Source organism: Ideonella sp. sgz306126, from assembly GCF_056032705.1.
In genome coordinates this window covers 15275-30310 of sequence record NZ_JBVYWP010000004.1, presented here as the reverse complement: position 1 = coordinate 30310, position 15036 = coordinate 15275, and the positions used below count along the sequence as shown (strand labels likewise).

Sequence of the window (15036 nt, the reverse complement as noted above, 5' to 3'; positions counted from 1 at the left end):
CAAGGAACCCTGCCATGAACTCTCTCGTCGACCTGCCTGCACTGCGCCTTCGCCGCGCCAGTGACGCAGCGGCCGCCGGCCCGCAAGGCGGCGAAGGACGGGTCCATCTGGTCGGGGCCGGCCCCGGCGATCCCGAATTGCTGACGCTGCGCGCGCTGCGCCTGCTGCAGCAATGCGACACGCTGGTCTACGATCACCTCGTCTCGCGGGAGGTGCTCGATTTCGTCAACCCGCGCGCCGAGCGCATCTATGCCGGCAAGCAGCGCGCCTGCCACAGCATGCCGCAGGAGGACATCAACCTGCTGCTCGTGCGACTGGCCCGCCAAGGGCGTCAGGTGGTCCGCCTCAAAGGAGGCGATCCATTCATCTTCGGCCGCGGCGGCGAGGAAATGGAAATCCTGGCAGCCCATCAGGTCGCGTTTGAAGTCGTGCCGGGCATCACCGCGGCCTGCGGCGTGTCGAGCTACGCCGGAATCCCGCTGACCCATCGCGACCATGCCCAGTCCTGCCTGTTCGTCACCGGCCACCTGAAGGACGGCAGCGCCGACCTGGATTGGCCGGCACTGGCGCGGCCCCGCCAGACCGTGGTCATCTACATGGGCCTGTCGGCGCTGCCCAGCATCTGCAAGCAGTTGGCCGCGCATGGCCTGCCCGCCCACACCCCTGCGGCGGTGGTGCAGCAAGGCACGACGGTACATCAGCGCGTCGTCACCGCGACGCTGGCCGATCTGGGCGAGCGGGTCGCCGAGGCCGGTCTGGCATCGCCTTGCCTGATCATCGTCGGCGAGGTGGTGCGCCTGCGCGAACAGCTGGCCTGGTTCGAGCAGGCCCGCGAAGACGCCCGCGCCGAGCCGCGGGCGGCCGCCGCCAGCTGATCCGCCGGACGCGGCCGGCTCAACGCGACGGCCGCCGGGCGGCGTCGCGTCCGTCCGGCCCGGCCACCCGCGCCTCCACCGCGAACACCGCCGCCTCGACCCGTGAACTCAGGTGGAGCTTGGACAGGATGTGGCGCACGTGCAGCTTCACCGTGTCGTGGCTGATGTCCAGCGCCCGTCCGATGGTCTTGTTGCTTTCGCCCAGCGCCAGGTGTTCGAGGATCTGGCGCTCGCGTTCGGTCAGGGTGGACAACAGGTCGGCGCGTTCCCCGGGTCGATGGCCGGACTGCAGCATCTGGGCCAGTTTCAAGGTCATCGCCGGGGCGACCGCCAGTTCCCCACGCACGGCCCGGCCGATCGCCGCGATCACGTCGTCGGGCTCCATGTCCTTGAGCAAATAGCCCTGCGCCCCGGCCCGCAGCGCAGCCGCCAGATCCTCTTCGGCGTCACTCATCGTCAGGATCAGGGCCGGCGTGTCGCAGCCTTCGGCGCGGATGCGCCTGAGCAGGCTCAAGCCATCGGTCGTCGGCATGCGCAGATCGAGGATCAGCAGGTCCGGCCGGTGTTCGCGCAGCAGAGGAACCACGCGCTCCGGATCGCCGGTGGCCGCCATCACCTGCATGTGGCCGCGGTGGACCAGCAGATCCGTCAAACCATTGCGGCACAGCGCATGGTCATCCACCAGCATCAGGCGGATCGGCGCAGCTTCTGGCGTCGTCGTCATCGGGTCGCGCTCTGCAGCGGGCGGTCGGCCATCCACGGCGCCGGGAAACTCAGTTGCACGCGGGTTCCTCCGCCTTGGCGGGCGCCCACGCTGATCGTGCCGCCGATGCGCTGCGCCCGCTCGCGCATGATGTTCATGCCGTGATGGCCCTCCCGGGCCGGCGCCTTGCCGCCAGGCGCCAGGCCGACCCCATCGTCCTCAACAAGCACGCCCAAGTCGCGCCCCGCCGCGGTGATCGTCAGCCAGGCCTGGCGCGCCGACGCATGCTTGGCAATGTTGGCCAACGCTTCTTGCACGATGTGGAAGATCTCCGCCTCGGCGGCCGCGCTCAGGCGCAACTCCGGCACTTCGTTGACGTAATGCAGTGCCAGCCCGGCCCGCTCCTGGAAGTGCGCCGCGCAATCCGCCAGCGCCGGCCACAAGCCCTGCGGATGCATCGGCGCGCGGAAATGGGTCAACACCTCGCGCAGACTGGCATGCGCCTCGGTGACCGCCCGCCCCACATCGTGCAGGTATTTCATCGACTGGGCCTGGTCGCAGGACTCGATGGCCTGGCGCAGCAACGGCGTGCGCATCTTGATGAAGGCCAGGCTTTGCGCCACCGCATCGTGCACTTCGGCGGCCATCGCCTGTCGTTCGGTGAGGATGGTGGCGGTGAGCATCTCGCGCTCCAGGCGGGCGTTGTCCAACGCCAGGCCCAGCAACTCGCCCACCGACCGCAGCAGCGGCACCAGATCGTCCGGCGGTTGCTTGCCGGCGCCGAAAAACAGGTTGTACACGCCCAGCACCCGGCCACGGCGCTGCAATGGCACCGCCAGCACCCGTTGGCAGGCCGAACCGAAGTAATCGGAGTGGCCCGGGCTGCGGCCCCTGCAGCCCTGCAGGTCGTCCGCCCAGGCCGCCTGGTGCCGGACCGCCGCCTGCCCGCAGATGCCGCACTGGCTGTCCACCAGTTCCTCGGCGCAGGCCAGGTGCTCGGGCATGCCGATCTGGCCGATCAGGCGCAGCTGCAGTTCGTCGTCGGTCAGTGCCCGGACGGCCCCCGCCTCGGCTCCCGCCAGGCGCACCAGCGGCGCCAGGAATCTGCGCAGCACGTCGGGCATGTCGGCCCCGGCCGCGACGTCGGCGGTGATTTCAGCCAACAAGCCTGCCCCGGCGACCAGGCCTGGGGCCGGCTCTGCCGCAAGACGCGGCCGGGCCGGGTCCGGCGCTGCCGTGTCGGGATGCTCGAAGGGCCTGGCTTGCATGATGGCTGGATTGAACCTCAGTACCCGGTGGCCGGCATCAGTATCTACCATGTACCCCAGCGGGTATTCAAACCTCCCGGGGGCCGTCGTCCTTCCCGGCTTGGCTATCCCCCATTGGGATTACGCACTGTCACCCGTCCCGGGAATAGACGTGACCCGGAGCGCTTGCGCCTAATCAGCGCCATAGGAGACACCCCCCGCGCGCGCCGACGCGTTGCTCCGGATGCAGCATCTTATGCCTGCAAGGACCGGACGGCTGCGGGGAACAAACATGCCGGCAAAACCGCTTCACGACCCCACCGCCGTGCCGCTGCCCGATGCGCGCACCGAGACCAAGGACACCACCTGCTACATGTGCGCCTGCCGCTGCGGCATCCGGGTGCACCTGCGGGACGGCGAGGTGCGCTACATCGAGGGCAACCCCGATCACCCGCTGAACCAGGGCGTGATCTGCGCCAAGGGCTCGTCGGGCATCATGAAGCAGTACTCGCCCGCCCGGCTGACCCGGCCTCTGCTGCGCAAGCCCGGCACCGAACGCGGCGCCGGTGAGTTCGAACCGATCTCATGGGACCGGGCCTTCCAGATGCTCGAAGAACGGCTGAGCTATCTGCGGGCGACCGACCCGAAGAAGTTCTGCCTGTTCACCGGCCGCGACCAGATGCAGGCGCTGACCGGCCTGTTCGCGCGCCAGTTCGGCACGCCCAATTACGCCGCGCACGGGGGCTTCTGCTCGGTCAACATGGCGGCCGGCATGATCTACACGATCGGCGGCTCGTTCTGGGAGTTCGGCGGACCGGATCTGGAGCGGGCCAAGCTGTTCGTGATGATAGGCACCGCCGAGGACCACCACTCCAACCCGATGAAGATGGCGCTGGCCAAGTTCAAGCGCAACGGCGGCCGCTTCATCGCGATCAATCCGGTGCGCACCGGCTACGCAGCGATCGCCGACGAATGGGTGCCGATCAAGCCGGGCACCGACGGTGCGCTGCTGCTGGCGATGATCCACGAAATCATCGCGCTCGGCCTCTACGACCGCGACTTCCTGGTGCGCTACACCAATGCCGGCCAGCTGGTGAACCAGGACGCCGCCAGCGATGACTTCGGGCTGATGCTGCGCAAGCAGGACGGCGATATCCGCAACCCCTTGCGACCGGCCAACTTCTATTGGTGGGACCGCCTGACCCAGGCGCCGGTCGGCGACCACGCCGACGACACCGATCCCGCGCTGCTGGGCCATTTCGCGATGCCCGACGGCACGCCGGCCGTTCCGGCCTTCCAGCTGCTGGAAGAACGGGTCAAGGCCTACACGCCCGAATGGGCCGCCGAGATCACCGGCATTCCGGCGGCCACCATCCGCCGCCTGGCCCACGAAATGGGCGTGACGGCGCGCGACCAGCGCATCGAGCTGCCGATCGCCTGGACCGACTGCTGGGGCAAGCAGCACGATTCAGTGACCGGCAACCCGGTCGCCTTCCACGCGATGCGCGGCCTGGCCGCCCATTCGAACGGCTTTCACACCATCCGCTCGCTGTCCATCCTGATGAGCCTGCTGGGCACGATCGATCGCCCCGGCGGCTTCCGCCACAAGGCGCCCTACCCGCGCGCGGTGCCGCCCAATGCCCGTCCGCCCAAGGGACCCGACGCCGTGCAGCCCAACACCCCGCTCAACGGCGCGCCGCTGGGGTGGCCCGAAGGCCCGGACGATCTGTTCGTCGATGCCGCCGGCGAACCGGTGCGGATCGACAAAGGCTTCAGCTGGGAGCATCCGCTGTCGGCCCATGGCCTGATGCACAACGTGATCACCAACGCCTGGCGCGGTGACCCCTATCCGATCGACACCTTGCTGATCTTCATGGCCAACATGGCCTGGAACTCGACGATGAACACGTCCGAGGTCCGCAAGATGCTGAACGACAAGCACACGGATGGAGAACTGAACGGCGAGTACAAGATCCCTTTCCTGGTCGTCTGCGATGCCTTCCAGAGCGAGATGACGGCGTTCGCCGATCTGGTGCTGCCAGACACGACCTATCTGGAGCGGCACGACTGCATGTCGATGCTGGACCGGCCGATCTCGGAGTTCGACGGTCCGGTGGACTCGGTGCGCATTCCGGTGCTGCCGCCCACCGGCGAGTGCAAGCCGTTCCAGGAGGTGCTGGTCGAGCTGGCCGGCCGGCTGAAGCTGCCGGCCTTCACCGCAGCGGACGGCGGCCGCAAGTTCCGCGACTACCCCGACTTCGTCATCAACTACGAGACCGCCCCCGGCTCGGGCATCGGCTTCCTGACCGGCTGGCGCGGCAAGGGTGGCGAGAAGTCGATGCGCGGCGAGCCCAACCCGCGCCAGTGGGAGATGTACGCACAGAACAACTGCGTGCACCACCACGTGCTGCCGCCGTCGCTGCAATACATGCGCAACTGGAACCAGGGCTACATGGACTGGGCGCAGCAGATGGGCCTGCGGCGCGACCGCGACCCGATCGTCATCCACCTCTACTCCGAGTTCCTGCAGCGCTTCCGCCTCGCCGCCCAGGGCAGGCAACCCGGCAAGCAGCCGCCCGAACGGCTGCGCCAGCGCGTCGCCACCTACTTCGATCCGCTGCCTTTCCACTTCGAGCCGCTCGAATCCCAGGCCACCGACACCCGCGCCTATCCGCTCAACGCGGTCACCCAGCGGCCGATGGCGATGTACCACTCCTGGGACTCGCAGAACGCCTGGCTGCGCCAGATCCACACCCACAACTTCCTGTTCGTCAACACCCGCACCGCGCAGGCGGCGGGGATCGCCGACGGTGGCTGGATGTGGGTCGAATCCCCATGGGGCAAGGTGCGCTGCCTGTGCCGCCATTCCGAGGCAGTCGAGCCCGGCACGGTCTGGACCTGGAATGCGATCGGCAAGGCACCCGGCGCCTGGAATCTTTCGCCCGACGCCAACGAATCGCAGCGGGGCTTCCTGCTCAACCACCTGATCAAGGAAGAGCTGCCCACCGCCGGCGGCGGCACCGTCTCCAACAGCGACCCCGTCACCGGTCAGGCGGCTTGGTACGACGTGCGCGTACGCATCTACCCGGCGGGAGCCGACGAGCCTGCCGTGACCTCGCCCAGCTTCGAGCCCATGAGGATCGCACCCGGCATGAGCGAAGCGCCGAAACGGCGGGGCTGGCGCGCCGGCTGGATGAAGAAAGGGAGCCACGCATGACCCAGCTGGCCCTGGTCATCGACCTCAACGTCTGCGTCGGCTGCCATGCCTGCGTCACCAGCTGCAAGCAGTGGAACACCTCGGGCAGCGCCGGCCCGATGACCGATGACAACCCCTACGGCGCCGACCCGACCGGCACCTTCTTCAACCGGGTCCAGACCTTCGAGGTCGGCGAGTACCCGGCCACCCAGACCGTGCATTTCCCCAAGAGCTGTCTGCACTGCGAGGATCCGCCGTGCGTGCCGGTCTGCCCCACCGGGGCCTCGTACAAGCGCAAGGAAGACGGCATCGTGCTGGTCGACTACGACAAGTGCATCGGCTGCAAGTACTGCTCCTGGGCCTGCCCATACGGCGCGCGCGAATTCGACGAGGACCGCAAGGTGATGACCAAGTGCACGCTGTGCGTGGACCGTGTCACCGACAAGACCTTGCCCGAGGCGCAGCGCAAGCCGGCCTGCGTGCTGGCCTGTCCGGCCAGCGCGCGGCTGTTCGGCGACATCCACGACCCGGCTTCGGGGGTTTCGGTCGCGATCCGCGAGCGCGCCGGCTACGCGCTGATGCCCGAGTGGAACACCCAGCCCGCCAACCACTACCTGCCGCGGCGCCGCACCGGCATGACGATCCGCCAGGAAGATCTGCAGCGGGTGGACAACCCGCTCAAGCGCGACGGCCAGCAACCCGAAGCCCCCCATGTCGGCGCCCCCGGCGCCGAAGACTACGCGACCTGAGCCGCCATGAAGCCTGCCTTCTCCGTCATCTTCCTGACCACGCTGATCGGCGCCGCCCAAGGGCTCATGATCGTGCTGGTGCTCACCGAATGGGCCCATGCCGAGGTCCCCGGCGGCTTCCTGGTCACCGGTGGCGAGATCGCCTTGCTGCTGGCCGCGCTGGGGCTGCTGGCGTCGTTCTTCCACCTCGGGCACCCGGAGCGGGCCTGGCGCACCGCCACGATGTGGCGCACCTCGTGGCTGTCGCGCGAGGTGATCGCCCTGCCGGCGTTCATGGGGTCGGTGGCCGCGTGGAGCCTGGCGCACGCGCTGGGCTGGGCCGGTACGACGGGATGGGCCGGGCTGGTGCTGCTCACCAGCCTGGCGCTGTTCGTCTGCACCGCGATGATCTACGCCTCGCTGCGCTTCCTGCGCGAATGGGCGAGCCCCTTGACGCTGCTGAACTACACCCTGCTCGGCTGCGCCTCCGGGTCGACGCTGGCGGCGGCGCTGGCCGCCGTGCGGGCCCCGGCGATGGCCGCGCCGTACGCGACCGCAGCACTGGCGCTGACGCTGGCCGGCCTGGCCTCGCGCAGCGCCGCGCTGTGGCGCAATGCGCGGCTGGTGCCGGTATCCACGCTGCAAAGCGCCATCGGCGTGCGGCATCCCCAGATCCGGCAGCGCGCGCAGGGCTTCATGGGCGGTTCGTACAACACCCGCGAGTTCTTCCATGGCCGCAGCACGGCCTTCCTGCGCAGCGTCAAGTGGTGGTTTCTCGCGCTGGCCTTCGCGCTGCCGGTGCTGTTGCTGGCGGTCGCGCCGCCCGACGCACCGTGGCTGGTGGCGGCCTTCGCGCTGCAGTATGTCGGCTTGCTGGCCGAGCGCTGGTTCTTCTTCGCCCAGGCCAACCACCCGCAGAACCTGTACTACCAGGCGATCTCGTGACTGCGTGCGCCCGACCCGCCTCACCACCCGCCTCGGCCGCCCGGGTCGCGCTGCGCTGGGTCGGATGGGTTGGTGCGGGTCTGGTGCTGGTTCTGCTGGACCTGCCGGCGCAGGCCGCCGCCGGCGACCACCACGCCGCATCCGGATTGCCGTGGTGGGGCTGGTCGCTGCTGTTGTTCGCGGCGTGCTTCCTGATGGGCATCGTGGCGGTGCCGGCAGGCATCGGCGGCGGTACCTTGTTCGTGCCCATCGTCGGCGGCTTCTTCCCGTTTCATCTCGACTTCGTCCGCGGCGCAGGCCTGCTGGTGGCACTGGCCAGCGCCCTGTCGGCCGGCCCGATGCTGCTGCGCGACGGGCTTGCCAGCCTGCGCCTGGCGCTGCCGCTGGCCTTGCTGGCCTCGATCAGCTCGATCGTCGGTGCGCGGCTGGGCCTGGCGCTGCCGGCGCGCGCCGTCGAAGTGGCGCTCGGCGCGATCGTGCTGGGCATCGTGGTGCTGATGCTGACCGCCGGGAAGTCCGAGTTTCCGGTCGTGGCCCGCCGCGACCCGCTGTCGATCACCCTGGGCCTGCACGGCGTCTTCGTCGATCGGGCCAGCGGCCGGGAAGTCGACTGGCAGGTCCACCGCACGCCGCTGGGCCTGGCCTTGTTCACCGTCATCGGCGTGCTGGGTGGCGTGTTCGGCATCGGCGCGGGCTGGGCCAACGTGCCGGCCCTCAATCTGCTGATGGGCGTGCCGTTGAAGGTGGCGGCGGGCACCTCGGGCGTGGTGCTGTCGCTGTCGAGCTCGTCCGCTGCCTGGGTCTACCTGGACCAGGGCGCGGTACTGCCGCTGATCGCCGTGCCCTCGATGCTCGGCATGATGCTGGGCGCGCGCCTGGGCGCCCGGTTGCTGCACGTGCTCAAGGGCACGGTGATCCGCAGGATGGTGATCGGCATGCTGCTGTTCGCCGGCCTGCGCTCGCTGCTCAAGGGCCTGGAGATCTGGGCATGAGCGCGCCGGGCCGCTTCCCAGCGCGAATCCCGCAGCGCGTCGCGCGGAGGGCCGGCCCGTGACCGCGCCACCGTCGCCTGCGATGCCCTCGCCCGTCGCTGCCCAACCCGAGGAGCAGGCCCGCTTCGCCCTGTGGATCGACCGCGGCAACCACCTGGCCCTGGCGGTGATGGCGGCCTGCTTTGCTGCCTATGTGAGCGGCCTGTGGGCGCCCTGGGTGCCGCTGGACCGGCTCGACACGGTCTGGAACCTGCCCGTCGAGCGCTACCTCCGGCTGACGACGTCGCCCTCCGGCTGGGGCTGGCTGCCGTTGGCCGGCCATGCCGACTTTGCCAACCTGGTCGGCATCGCGCTGCTGGCGTCCTGTGCCGTGCCGGGGTTGATCGCCGCGATGCGGGTCTATGCCCGACGCGGCGACCACCTGCACGTCGTGCTGTGCCTGCTGCAGGCCGGGGTGCTCGTGCTGGCGGCGTCGGGCTGGATCTCGGGCCACCGATGAGCGCTGCGATGGACCACGTCTACCAGCGCCTCTTGCTGGCCACCGAGCGAACGCCGCAGGACGCCGGCGCCGAATTCCTGGCGATGTCACTGGCCAAGCGCTGCGAACTGCCTTTGGCGGCGGTGCTGCCGCTGATCAGCAACCCCGAATTCGAAGCCTCGGCGCCGGACGTCGCGGCGCGCGACGAATCCGCCGCGCATGACTGTCTGCAGGAACTCGTCGCGCAGGCCGGCGAGCTCGGCCTGCCGCTGGCCGTGCGGGTGCGGCGTGGCGCGGAACTGTATGCGGAGATCGTCGCCGAGGCCGTCGAACGCCGGACCGACCTGCTGGTGATCCGCCGGCGCGGCCGGCGCGGCCTGCTGGCCCGCATGATGATGGGCGACATGGTCGGCAAGGTCGTCGCGCACTCGCCCTGCAGCGTGATGATCGCGCCGCGCGGGGCGCAGGTCTGGTCGCACCGGGTCTTGGTGGCCCTGGACCCCGAGCATCCCGACCCGGCCCTGGTCGACGCGGCCCTGGCGGTGGCACGCGCGTGCCGCGTGCCGGTCGCGGTGGTGGCCGTGATCAGCCACGACGACCCGGTCTCGCGCGATCGGGCCCGGACCGCGGTGCACGAGGCACTCCAGCGCGCCCAGGCCCTCGGCATCGACGGCGACAGCCATTGCGCCGTCGGCCACGTGGCCGAGCAAATCATCGCCGTCGCCTCGCGCATCGGCGCCGACCTCATCGTGATCGGCCGCCGGCGCCACGACCTGCTGTCGCGCGTCTGGGTGGCCGGCGCGACCCAGAAGGTGATCGGCCTGGCCCCGTGCCCGGTGCTGGTCTTCGTCCCTCCCTCCACCGCGCCCACCGCGCCCCCCGACCATGAGTGACGCCCTCGCCTACCTCGTCAAGGCCCGCCCCGATGCAGTCGGCCACTACTTCCAGTTCCTCAAGCAATGCGGCAAGCATCTGGACCCGAAGACCCGCAACCTGATCTCGGTCATCACCAAGGTCGATGCGCAAACCGAACGAGGCCTGCGCCAGTACCTGGGCCGGGCCCTGCGGGAGGGCTGCAGCCCGGCGGAAGTGCTGGACGCCTTGCTGATGGCGTTTCCCACGCTGGGGCTCGCGAAGATCGTCTGGGCCGTGGACATCATCCTCTCGATGAACCTGCCGGAATTTGCCCCCGAGGCGATGAACGGTCACCCGCAGTGGCACGACGTGATGGCCGTCGCCGACCTGAAACCCGGCGACGTGACGCGGGTGGAGTGCGACGGGCGCGGCCTGTTCGTCTACCGCGAAGGCCGCACCTGCACCGTCTACGACAGCCGCTGCCCGCACCAGACCACCGATATTCCGCACTTGGCGTTGCAAGGCAGCACGCTGACCTGCCCGAAGCACGAATGGGCCTTCGACCTGCACAGCGGTGCCTGCATCAAGAAGGGCAACAGCCCGCTCAAGCGCTGGCCGAGCAAGGTCAGCAAAGGCCGCGTGCTGGCACAGTGGTAGGCGACCCCGTCGACGCCGGAAACCCGACGTCGATGCGCTGAGGGAGACGCCCTCCCTCAAGCCGGCCCGGCCGCCGAAGACGAAGTCGTCGCACACGACGACGGGCGCTGCGGCGCACGACGAGAAGCCCGAGAAGCCTGAATCCGGCGCGACCGCCAGGGCCCGTCGATGGCGTAGGCCACGCGCCGAACCGGGTTCGGTCCTGCCACGCCCAGGACCTTCTCGAACGGGTCCTCGCCCCTGAGACCGCACCCCCCACGTTTGGATAGGCGCTGGTGAACACGGGGGCGTGTCTTGCGCTAAGTCAACGATGTCACATGCCGGGAACGGTACTGTGAAGTTGTCGATGATTTACGCAAGGAGTACGCGATGAAATACGGCAGAAACATTTTGTTGTTGGTCGGCTCATTTCTGTCCTGCGGCCTGACTTTCGCCCAACCTGGCAGCAGCAACGGGCCAGGCCCTCTGGGCGTCGGCCCTGCAGCCAGCGCGCCGGGCATGGGCATGGGCCCGGGAGGGGGTCGTGGCATGGCCCGCTGGGGTAGCGACTACACGCCCGGATGGGCGTTGATGACGCCACAGGAGCGTACCGAGCATCGTGAGCGAATGCGCTCGATGACGACGTACGAAGACTGCAACGCCTATCAAGCGCAACACCATGAGCAGATGGCCGCTCGTGCGAAAGAGCGCGGCCTGAAGCCGCTGCCCCAGCCGCGTCGCGATGCCTGCAGCGGGCTCAAGCGCTGATCCGGCCGCTCCGGCCATCCATTCGGTTTCTAACCAGCAAGAGGTTGTTATGAAGACACGCAAAGTTCTATCGTCGGCCGCATGGGTCATGACCCTGGCCTTGGCCCTCGGCGGCGCCGCATTGGCCCAAGGCGGCGGCAGCGGAAGTGGTGGTGGCGGCAGCGGAGGCGGCGCCGGCAGCGGCGGCTCGGGGGGCGCCGGCTCGGGTGGCGCGGGCTCCGGTGGTGGTGCAGGTGCCGGTGCAGGTGCGGGTGCCGGTGCGGGCGCGGCCTCCCCCTCGGGCAAGGCCACGGCGGTGCAGCAGCAAACGACCCTGCAGACGCGCGAGCAGGTCAGAACGCAAGAGCAGGCCATGCAGCACACGCGCACCCAGCTCAAAACCCAGGACCAGGAGATGGCGCACACGCGCACCCAGACCCGGACGCAGGAACAGGTCCTGACCCAGACTCGCGAGCAACTGCGCACGCAGGAGCAACTGCTCACCCAGACGCGGGAACAGGTTCAATTGCACGAGCAGTCGCGCCAGCAGCTTCGTGACCAGTTGCACGCACAGGAGCAGGCGCAGACCCAGACGATGGAGCAGCTCCGGGCGCAGGAACAGGCGCAGACCAAGACCCTGGAGCAGCTGAAGGCTCAGGAGCAGTTGCAGACCCAGACGAGAGAACTGCTGCGCACCCAGGAGCAGTTGCAGACCCAGACGCGCGACCAGCTCCAGTCGCCGTGACCGGTGCGCCGCTGAGGCGCCCGGCACGGACGCCTCAGCGGCCTCGCAGCAAGGCCCATGCCTCGTTGGTCGCCAGGGCGCCCAACGCCAGCGCGCCGCCGCCCAGCACCGCGGGCGTGGGGGATTCCGGGGTTCCCCACCAGGTCCAAAGCACGCCGAACAGAATTTCCAGCAAGCCCAGCAGCGAGGCCTCGGGCGCCTTCAGCACCCGGCCCGCCGCGACCGCCAGCAGGCAAGGAATCGCCAGCTGGAACACGCCCAGCATCACCAAGAGCCCGACGTCATGGACGGAGGCGCGCAACGGCAGCGCGAGCGGCAGGCTCACCACCGCCGACAACAGCGCACCGATCAGCACCGCCGGCGTCATGTCGCTCCGATCATCGGGGTGCTTGCGAGCGTTGTGCTGCAGCAGCGTCCACATCGTGGCCCCGGCCATCGGCACGGCCAGCGCCACCAGGGTCCCCAGCAGGTCCCGACCGGACCCACCGGTTACCTGGGCGCCGTACATCCAGGCGATGCCGACCCCGGCGACGACGATGGCAGCCCAGGTGCGCGCTGGCAGGCGCTGGCGCAGCGCCGCGCGGGTCATCAACGCCGCGAACAAGGGCGTGAGCGCCATCGTGACCAGCACATTGGCCACGGTGGTCAGGGTCATCGCGACCATGAAGGCGGTGAACATCACCGACCAGCACAGGCCCGACCACCACAGCAACGCCTCGCCACGGCGCAGGGCCTGCCACAGCGCGCCGAACCCGCGCTGCCAGCCCAGCAGCAAGGCCAGGGCCACGGCATTGGCCGCACTGCGCCAGAACGTGACCTCGAAGGCCGCCGCCGATTCCAGGTGCCGCGTCACCACGCCGGCGCTGCTCCACAGCAGCGTCACCAGCACCATGGTCGCAACCGCTTTTCGATGTGTCATGGACGAACCCGCCAACCCAGCGGCAAGGACAAAGCGGCCCAGGAGGGCCGCCTTCGACGCTCACGCCAGAGCCCCCTCCCGGAGGGGGCTCGGGGAGCCCACGGATGGCGCGAAAGCGTGCCGAGCAAAGGGTCGCTCAAGCGCCCTCGCGAGAGGCACGCTTGCGGTCGTGTTCCTTCAGGTGGCGCTTGCGGATGCGGATGCTCTTGGGCGTGATCTCGACCAGTTCGTCGTCGGCGATGAACTCGACGCCGTATTCGAGCGACAAATCGATCGGCGGCGTGATCTTGATCGCGTCTTCCTTGCCGGAGACGCGGAAGTTCGTCAGCTGCTTCTGCCGCACCGCATTGACCACCAGGTCGTTTTCGCGGCTGTGGATGCCGACGATCATGCCCTCGTAAACCGGGTCGCCGGCCTTGACGAACATGCGGCCCCGATCGTCCAGCTTGCCCAGCGCATAGGTGACGATCTCACCGTCGTCCATGCTGATCAGCACACCGTTCTTGCGGCCGCCGATCTCGCCCTTGTAGGCCTCGTAGCCGTCGAAGATGTTGCTGATCAGGCCGGTGCCGCGGGTCAGGTTCATGAACTCGTTGGTGAAGCCGATCAGGCCACGCGCCGGAATGCGGTATTCCAGCCGCACGCGGCCGCGGCCGTCCGACTCCATGTTCACCAGCTCGCCCTTGCGCTCGCCCAGCGCCTGCATCACGCCGCCCTGGTGGGTGTCTTCGACGTCGGCCGTGACCAGCTCGATCGGCTCCTGGCGTTCGCCGTTGACCTCGCGGAACACCACGCGCGGCTTGGACACGGCCAGCTCGTAGCCCTCGCGACGCATGTTCTCCAGCAGGATGGTCAGGTGCAGTTCGCCGCGGCCCGACACCTCGAAGATGCCGTCCTCGTCGGTCTCGCGCACCCGCAGCGCCACGTTGGACTGCAATTCCTTCTGCAACCGGTCCCAGATCTGGCGGCTGGTGACGAACTTGCCCTCGCGGCCTGCCAGCGGCGAGTTGTTGACACAGAAGTTCATCGTCAGCGTCGGCTCGTCGATCATCAGCATCGGCAGCGGCTTCGGATCCAGCGGGTCGGTGATGGTCACGCCGATGCCGATGCCCTCGATGCCGTTGATCAGCACGATGTCGCCCGGGCCGGCCTCGGTGGACTGGACCCGCTCCAGGCCTTCGAAGGTCAGCACCTGGTTGATGCGCCCCTTGATCGTCTTGCCGTCCGGACCTTCCATCACCAGCACGTCCATCCCCGGCCTGATGGTGCCGGCGGTGATGCGGCCCACGCCGATCCGGCCGACATAGGTGGAATAGTCCAGCGACGAAATCTGCAGCTGCAACGGCGCGGCCGGGTCGCCCTGGTGGGCCGGCACATGCTTGAGCACGGTGTCGAACAAGTCGGTCAGATCCTTGCCCCACTGCTCGCCCGGCGCGCCCTCGGTCAGCGAGGCCCAGCCGTTCAGTCCCGAGGCGTAGACCACCGGGAAATCGAGCTGTTCATCGTTGGCGCCGAGCTTGTCGAACAGCTCGAACGCGGCGTTGATGACGTAATCGGGACGGGCACCGGGCTTGTCCACCTTGTTGACCACCACGATGGGCTTCAAGCCCAGCGCCAGCGCCTTCTTGGTGACGAAGCGGGTCTGCGGCATCGGCCCTTCCTGGGCGTCGATCAGCAGCACCACGCCGTCGACCATCGACAGCGCCCGCTCGACCTCGCCACCGAAGTCGGCGTGTCCCGGGGTATCGACGATGTTGATGTGGGTGCCCTTCCAGCTGACCGCACAGTTCTTCGCCAGGATCGTGATGCCACGCTCCTTTTCGATGTCGTTGTTGTCCATCACCCGCTCGGCCACCTTCTCGTTCTCGCGGAAGGTGCCGCTCTGGCGCAGAAGCTGGTCCACCAAGGTGGTCTTGCCATGGTCCACGTGGGCGATGATGGCGATGTTGCGTATTTGTCGGCTCATGTCG

Annotated in this window: 13 protein-coding genes and 1 pseudogene; 10 read left to right on the top strand and 4 right to left on the bottom strand. The window is 68.8% G+C overall.

Features of this window, described 5'->3' with window-relative positions:
* The first annotated feature begins 14 nt into the window (after positions 1-14).
* Positions 15-875: a uroporphyrinogen-III C-methyltransferase gene (gene cobA / locus AC0N04_RS12580; protein ID WP_474282127.1), complete on the top strand. Its 861-nt coding sequence runs from the start codon at positions 15-17 to the stop codon at positions 873-875.
* Positions 876-894: 19 nt separating this feature from the next.
* Here cobA and AC0N04_RS12575 read toward each other — a convergent pair whose 3' ends face one another.
* Positions 895-1599 (bottom strand): response regulator, encoded by a 705-nt coding sequence (locus tag AC0N04_RS12575; RefSeq protein ID WP_474282125.1) that lies wholly within the window; start codon positions 1597-1599, stop codon positions 895-897.
* Positions 1596-2846, bottom strand: a complete 1251-nt coding sequence (locus AC0N04_RS12570) for a GAF domain-containing sensor histidine kinase (RefSeq protein WP_474282123.1) — start codon at positions 2844-2846, stop codon at positions 1596-1598. The genes AC0N04_RS12575 and AC0N04_RS12570 overlap by 4 nt, the downstream gene beginning before the upstream one ends.
* A gap of 271 nt (positions 2847-3117) precedes the next feature.
* Here AC0N04_RS12570 and AC0N04_RS12565 point away from each other — a divergent pair.
* From AC0N04_RS12565 to AC0N04_RS12525, 9 genes and pseudogenes are all read left to right on the top strand, one after another.
* A pseudogene (locus tag AC0N04_RS12565) lies at positions 3118-5997 on the top strand (molybdopterin oxidoreductase family protein); the annotation flags it as partial.
* A 41-nt stretch (positions 5998-6038) separates the two neighbouring features.
* Positions 6039-6770, top strand: a complete 732-nt coding sequence (locus AC0N04_RS12560; protein WP_474282121.1) for a 4Fe-4S dicluster domain-containing protein — start codon at positions 6039-6041, stop codon at positions 6768-6770.
* Between the two features lie 6 nt (positions 6771-6776).
* The gene (locus tag AC0N04_RS12555) at positions 6777-7694 is read left to right on the top strand and encodes a dimethyl sulfoxide reductase anchor subunit family protein (protein WP_474282119.1); all 918 of its coding nucleotides are present in this window, start codon (positions 6777-6779) and stop codon (positions 7692-7694) included.
* Positions 7691-8686 carry a sulfite exporter TauE/SafE family protein gene (locus tag AC0N04_RS12550; protein WP_474282117.1) on the top strand — a complete coding sequence of 332 codons (996 nt, stop codon included), beginning with the start codon at positions 7691-7693 and terminating at the stop codon, positions 8684-8686. The genes AC0N04_RS12555 and AC0N04_RS12550 overlap by 4 nt, the downstream gene beginning before the upstream one ends.
* An 82-nt stretch (positions 8687-8768) precedes the next feature.
* Positions 8769-9185 carry a hypothetical protein gene (locus tag AC0N04_RS12545; RefSeq protein WP_474282115.1) on the top strand — a complete coding sequence of 139 codons (417 nt, stop codon included), beginning with the start codon at positions 8769-8771 and terminating at the stop codon, positions 9183-9185.
* On the top strand, positions 9182-10057 hold the full coding sequence (locus AC0N04_RS12540; RefSeq protein WP_474282113.1) for a universal stress protein: 876 nt from the start codon (positions 9182-9184) through the stop codon (positions 10055-10057). The genes AC0N04_RS12545 and AC0N04_RS12540 overlap by 4 nt, the downstream gene beginning before the upstream one ends.
* Positions 10050-10676 (top strand): Rieske 2Fe-2S domain-containing protein, encoded by a 627-nt coding sequence (locus AC0N04_RS12535; RefSeq protein ID WP_474282111.1) that lies wholly within the window; start codon positions 10050-10052, stop codon positions 10674-10676. Before AC0N04_RS12540 ends, AC0N04_RS12535 begins: the two co-directional genes overlap by 8 nt.
* A gap of 369 nt (positions 10677-11045) precedes the next feature.
* Positions 11046-11423, top strand: a complete 378-nt coding sequence (locus AC0N04_RS12530) for a hypothetical protein (protein WP_474282109.1) — start codon at positions 11046-11048, stop codon at positions 11421-11423.
* An 88-nt stretch (positions 11424-11511) separates the two neighbouring features.
* Complete coding sequence (locus tag AC0N04_RS12525; RefSeq protein WP_474282107.1) at positions 11512-12147, top strand: hypothetical protein; 636 nt, start codon at positions 11512-11514, stop codon at positions 12145-12147.
* Between the two features lie 34 nt (positions 12148-12181).
* Here the strand turns inward: AC0N04_RS12525 and AC0N04_RS12520 are convergent, their stop codons facing one another.
* Positions 12182-13066 carry a DMT family transporter gene (locus AC0N04_RS12520; RefSeq protein WP_474282105.1) on the bottom strand — a complete coding sequence of 295 codons (885 nt, stop codon included), beginning with the start codon at positions 13064-13066 and terminating at the stop codon, positions 12182-12184.
* Positions 13067-13202: 136 nt separating this feature from the next.
* Positions 13203-15032, bottom strand: a complete 1830-nt coding sequence (gene typA, locus AC0N04_RS12515) for a translational GTPase TypA (protein ID WP_474282103.1) — start codon at positions 15030-15032, stop codon at positions 13203-13205.
* Between the last annotated feature and the right edge of the window lie 4 nt (positions 15033-15036).

Excerpts from the sequence above, each read along its gene's own strand:
- AC0N04_RS12535 (WP_474282111.1), top strand. The coding sequence starts at position 10,050 with ATGAGTGACGCCCTCGCCTACCTCGTCAAGGCCCGCCCCGATGCAGTC.
- AC0N04_RS12545 (WP_474282115.1), top strand. The coding sequence starts at position 8,769 with ATGCCCTCGCCCGTCGCTGCCCAACCCGAGGAGCAGGCCCGCTTCGCC.
- AC0N04_RS12525 (WP_474282107.1), top strand. The coding sequence starts at position 11,512 with ATGACCCTGGCCTTGGCCCTCGGCGGCGCCGCATTGGCCCAAGGCGGC.
- AC0N04_RS12555 (WP_474282119.1), top strand. The coding sequence starts at position 6,777 with ATGAAGCCTGCCTTCTCCGTCATCTTCCTGACCACGCTGATCGGCGCC.
- AC0N04_RS12560 (WP_474282121.1), top strand. The coding sequence starts at position 6,039 with ATGACCCAGCTGGCCCTGGTCATCGACCTCAACGTCTGCGTCGGCTGC.
- AC0N04_RS12520 (WP_474282105.1), bottom strand. The coding sequence starts at position 13,066 with ATGACACATCGAAAAGCGGTTGCGACCATGGTGCTGGTGACGCTGCTG.
- AC0N04_RS12575 (WP_474282125.1), bottom strand. The coding sequence starts at position 1,599 with ATGACGACGACGCCAGAAGCTGCGCCGATCCGCCTGATGCTGGTGGAT.
- cobA (WP_474282127.1), top strand. The coding sequence starts at position 15 with ATGAACTCTCTCGTCGACCTGCCTGCACTGCGCCTTCGCCGCGCCAGT.
- AC0N04_RS12530 (WP_474282109.1), top strand. The coding sequence starts at position 11,046 with ATGAAATACGGCAGAAACATTTTGTTGTTGGTCGGCTCATTTCTGTCC.
- typA (WP_474282103.1), bottom strand. The coding sequence starts at position 15,032 with ATGAGCCGACAAATACGCAACATCGCCATCATCGCCCACGTGGACCAT.
- AC0N04_RS12540 (WP_474282113.1), top strand. The coding sequence starts at position 9,182 with ATGAGCGCTGCGATGGACCACGTCTACCAGCGCCTCTTGCTGGCCACC.
- AC0N04_RS12570 (WP_474282123.1), bottom strand. The coding sequence starts at position 2,846 with ATGCAAGCCAGGCCCTTCGAGCATCCCGACACGGCAGCGCCGGACCCG.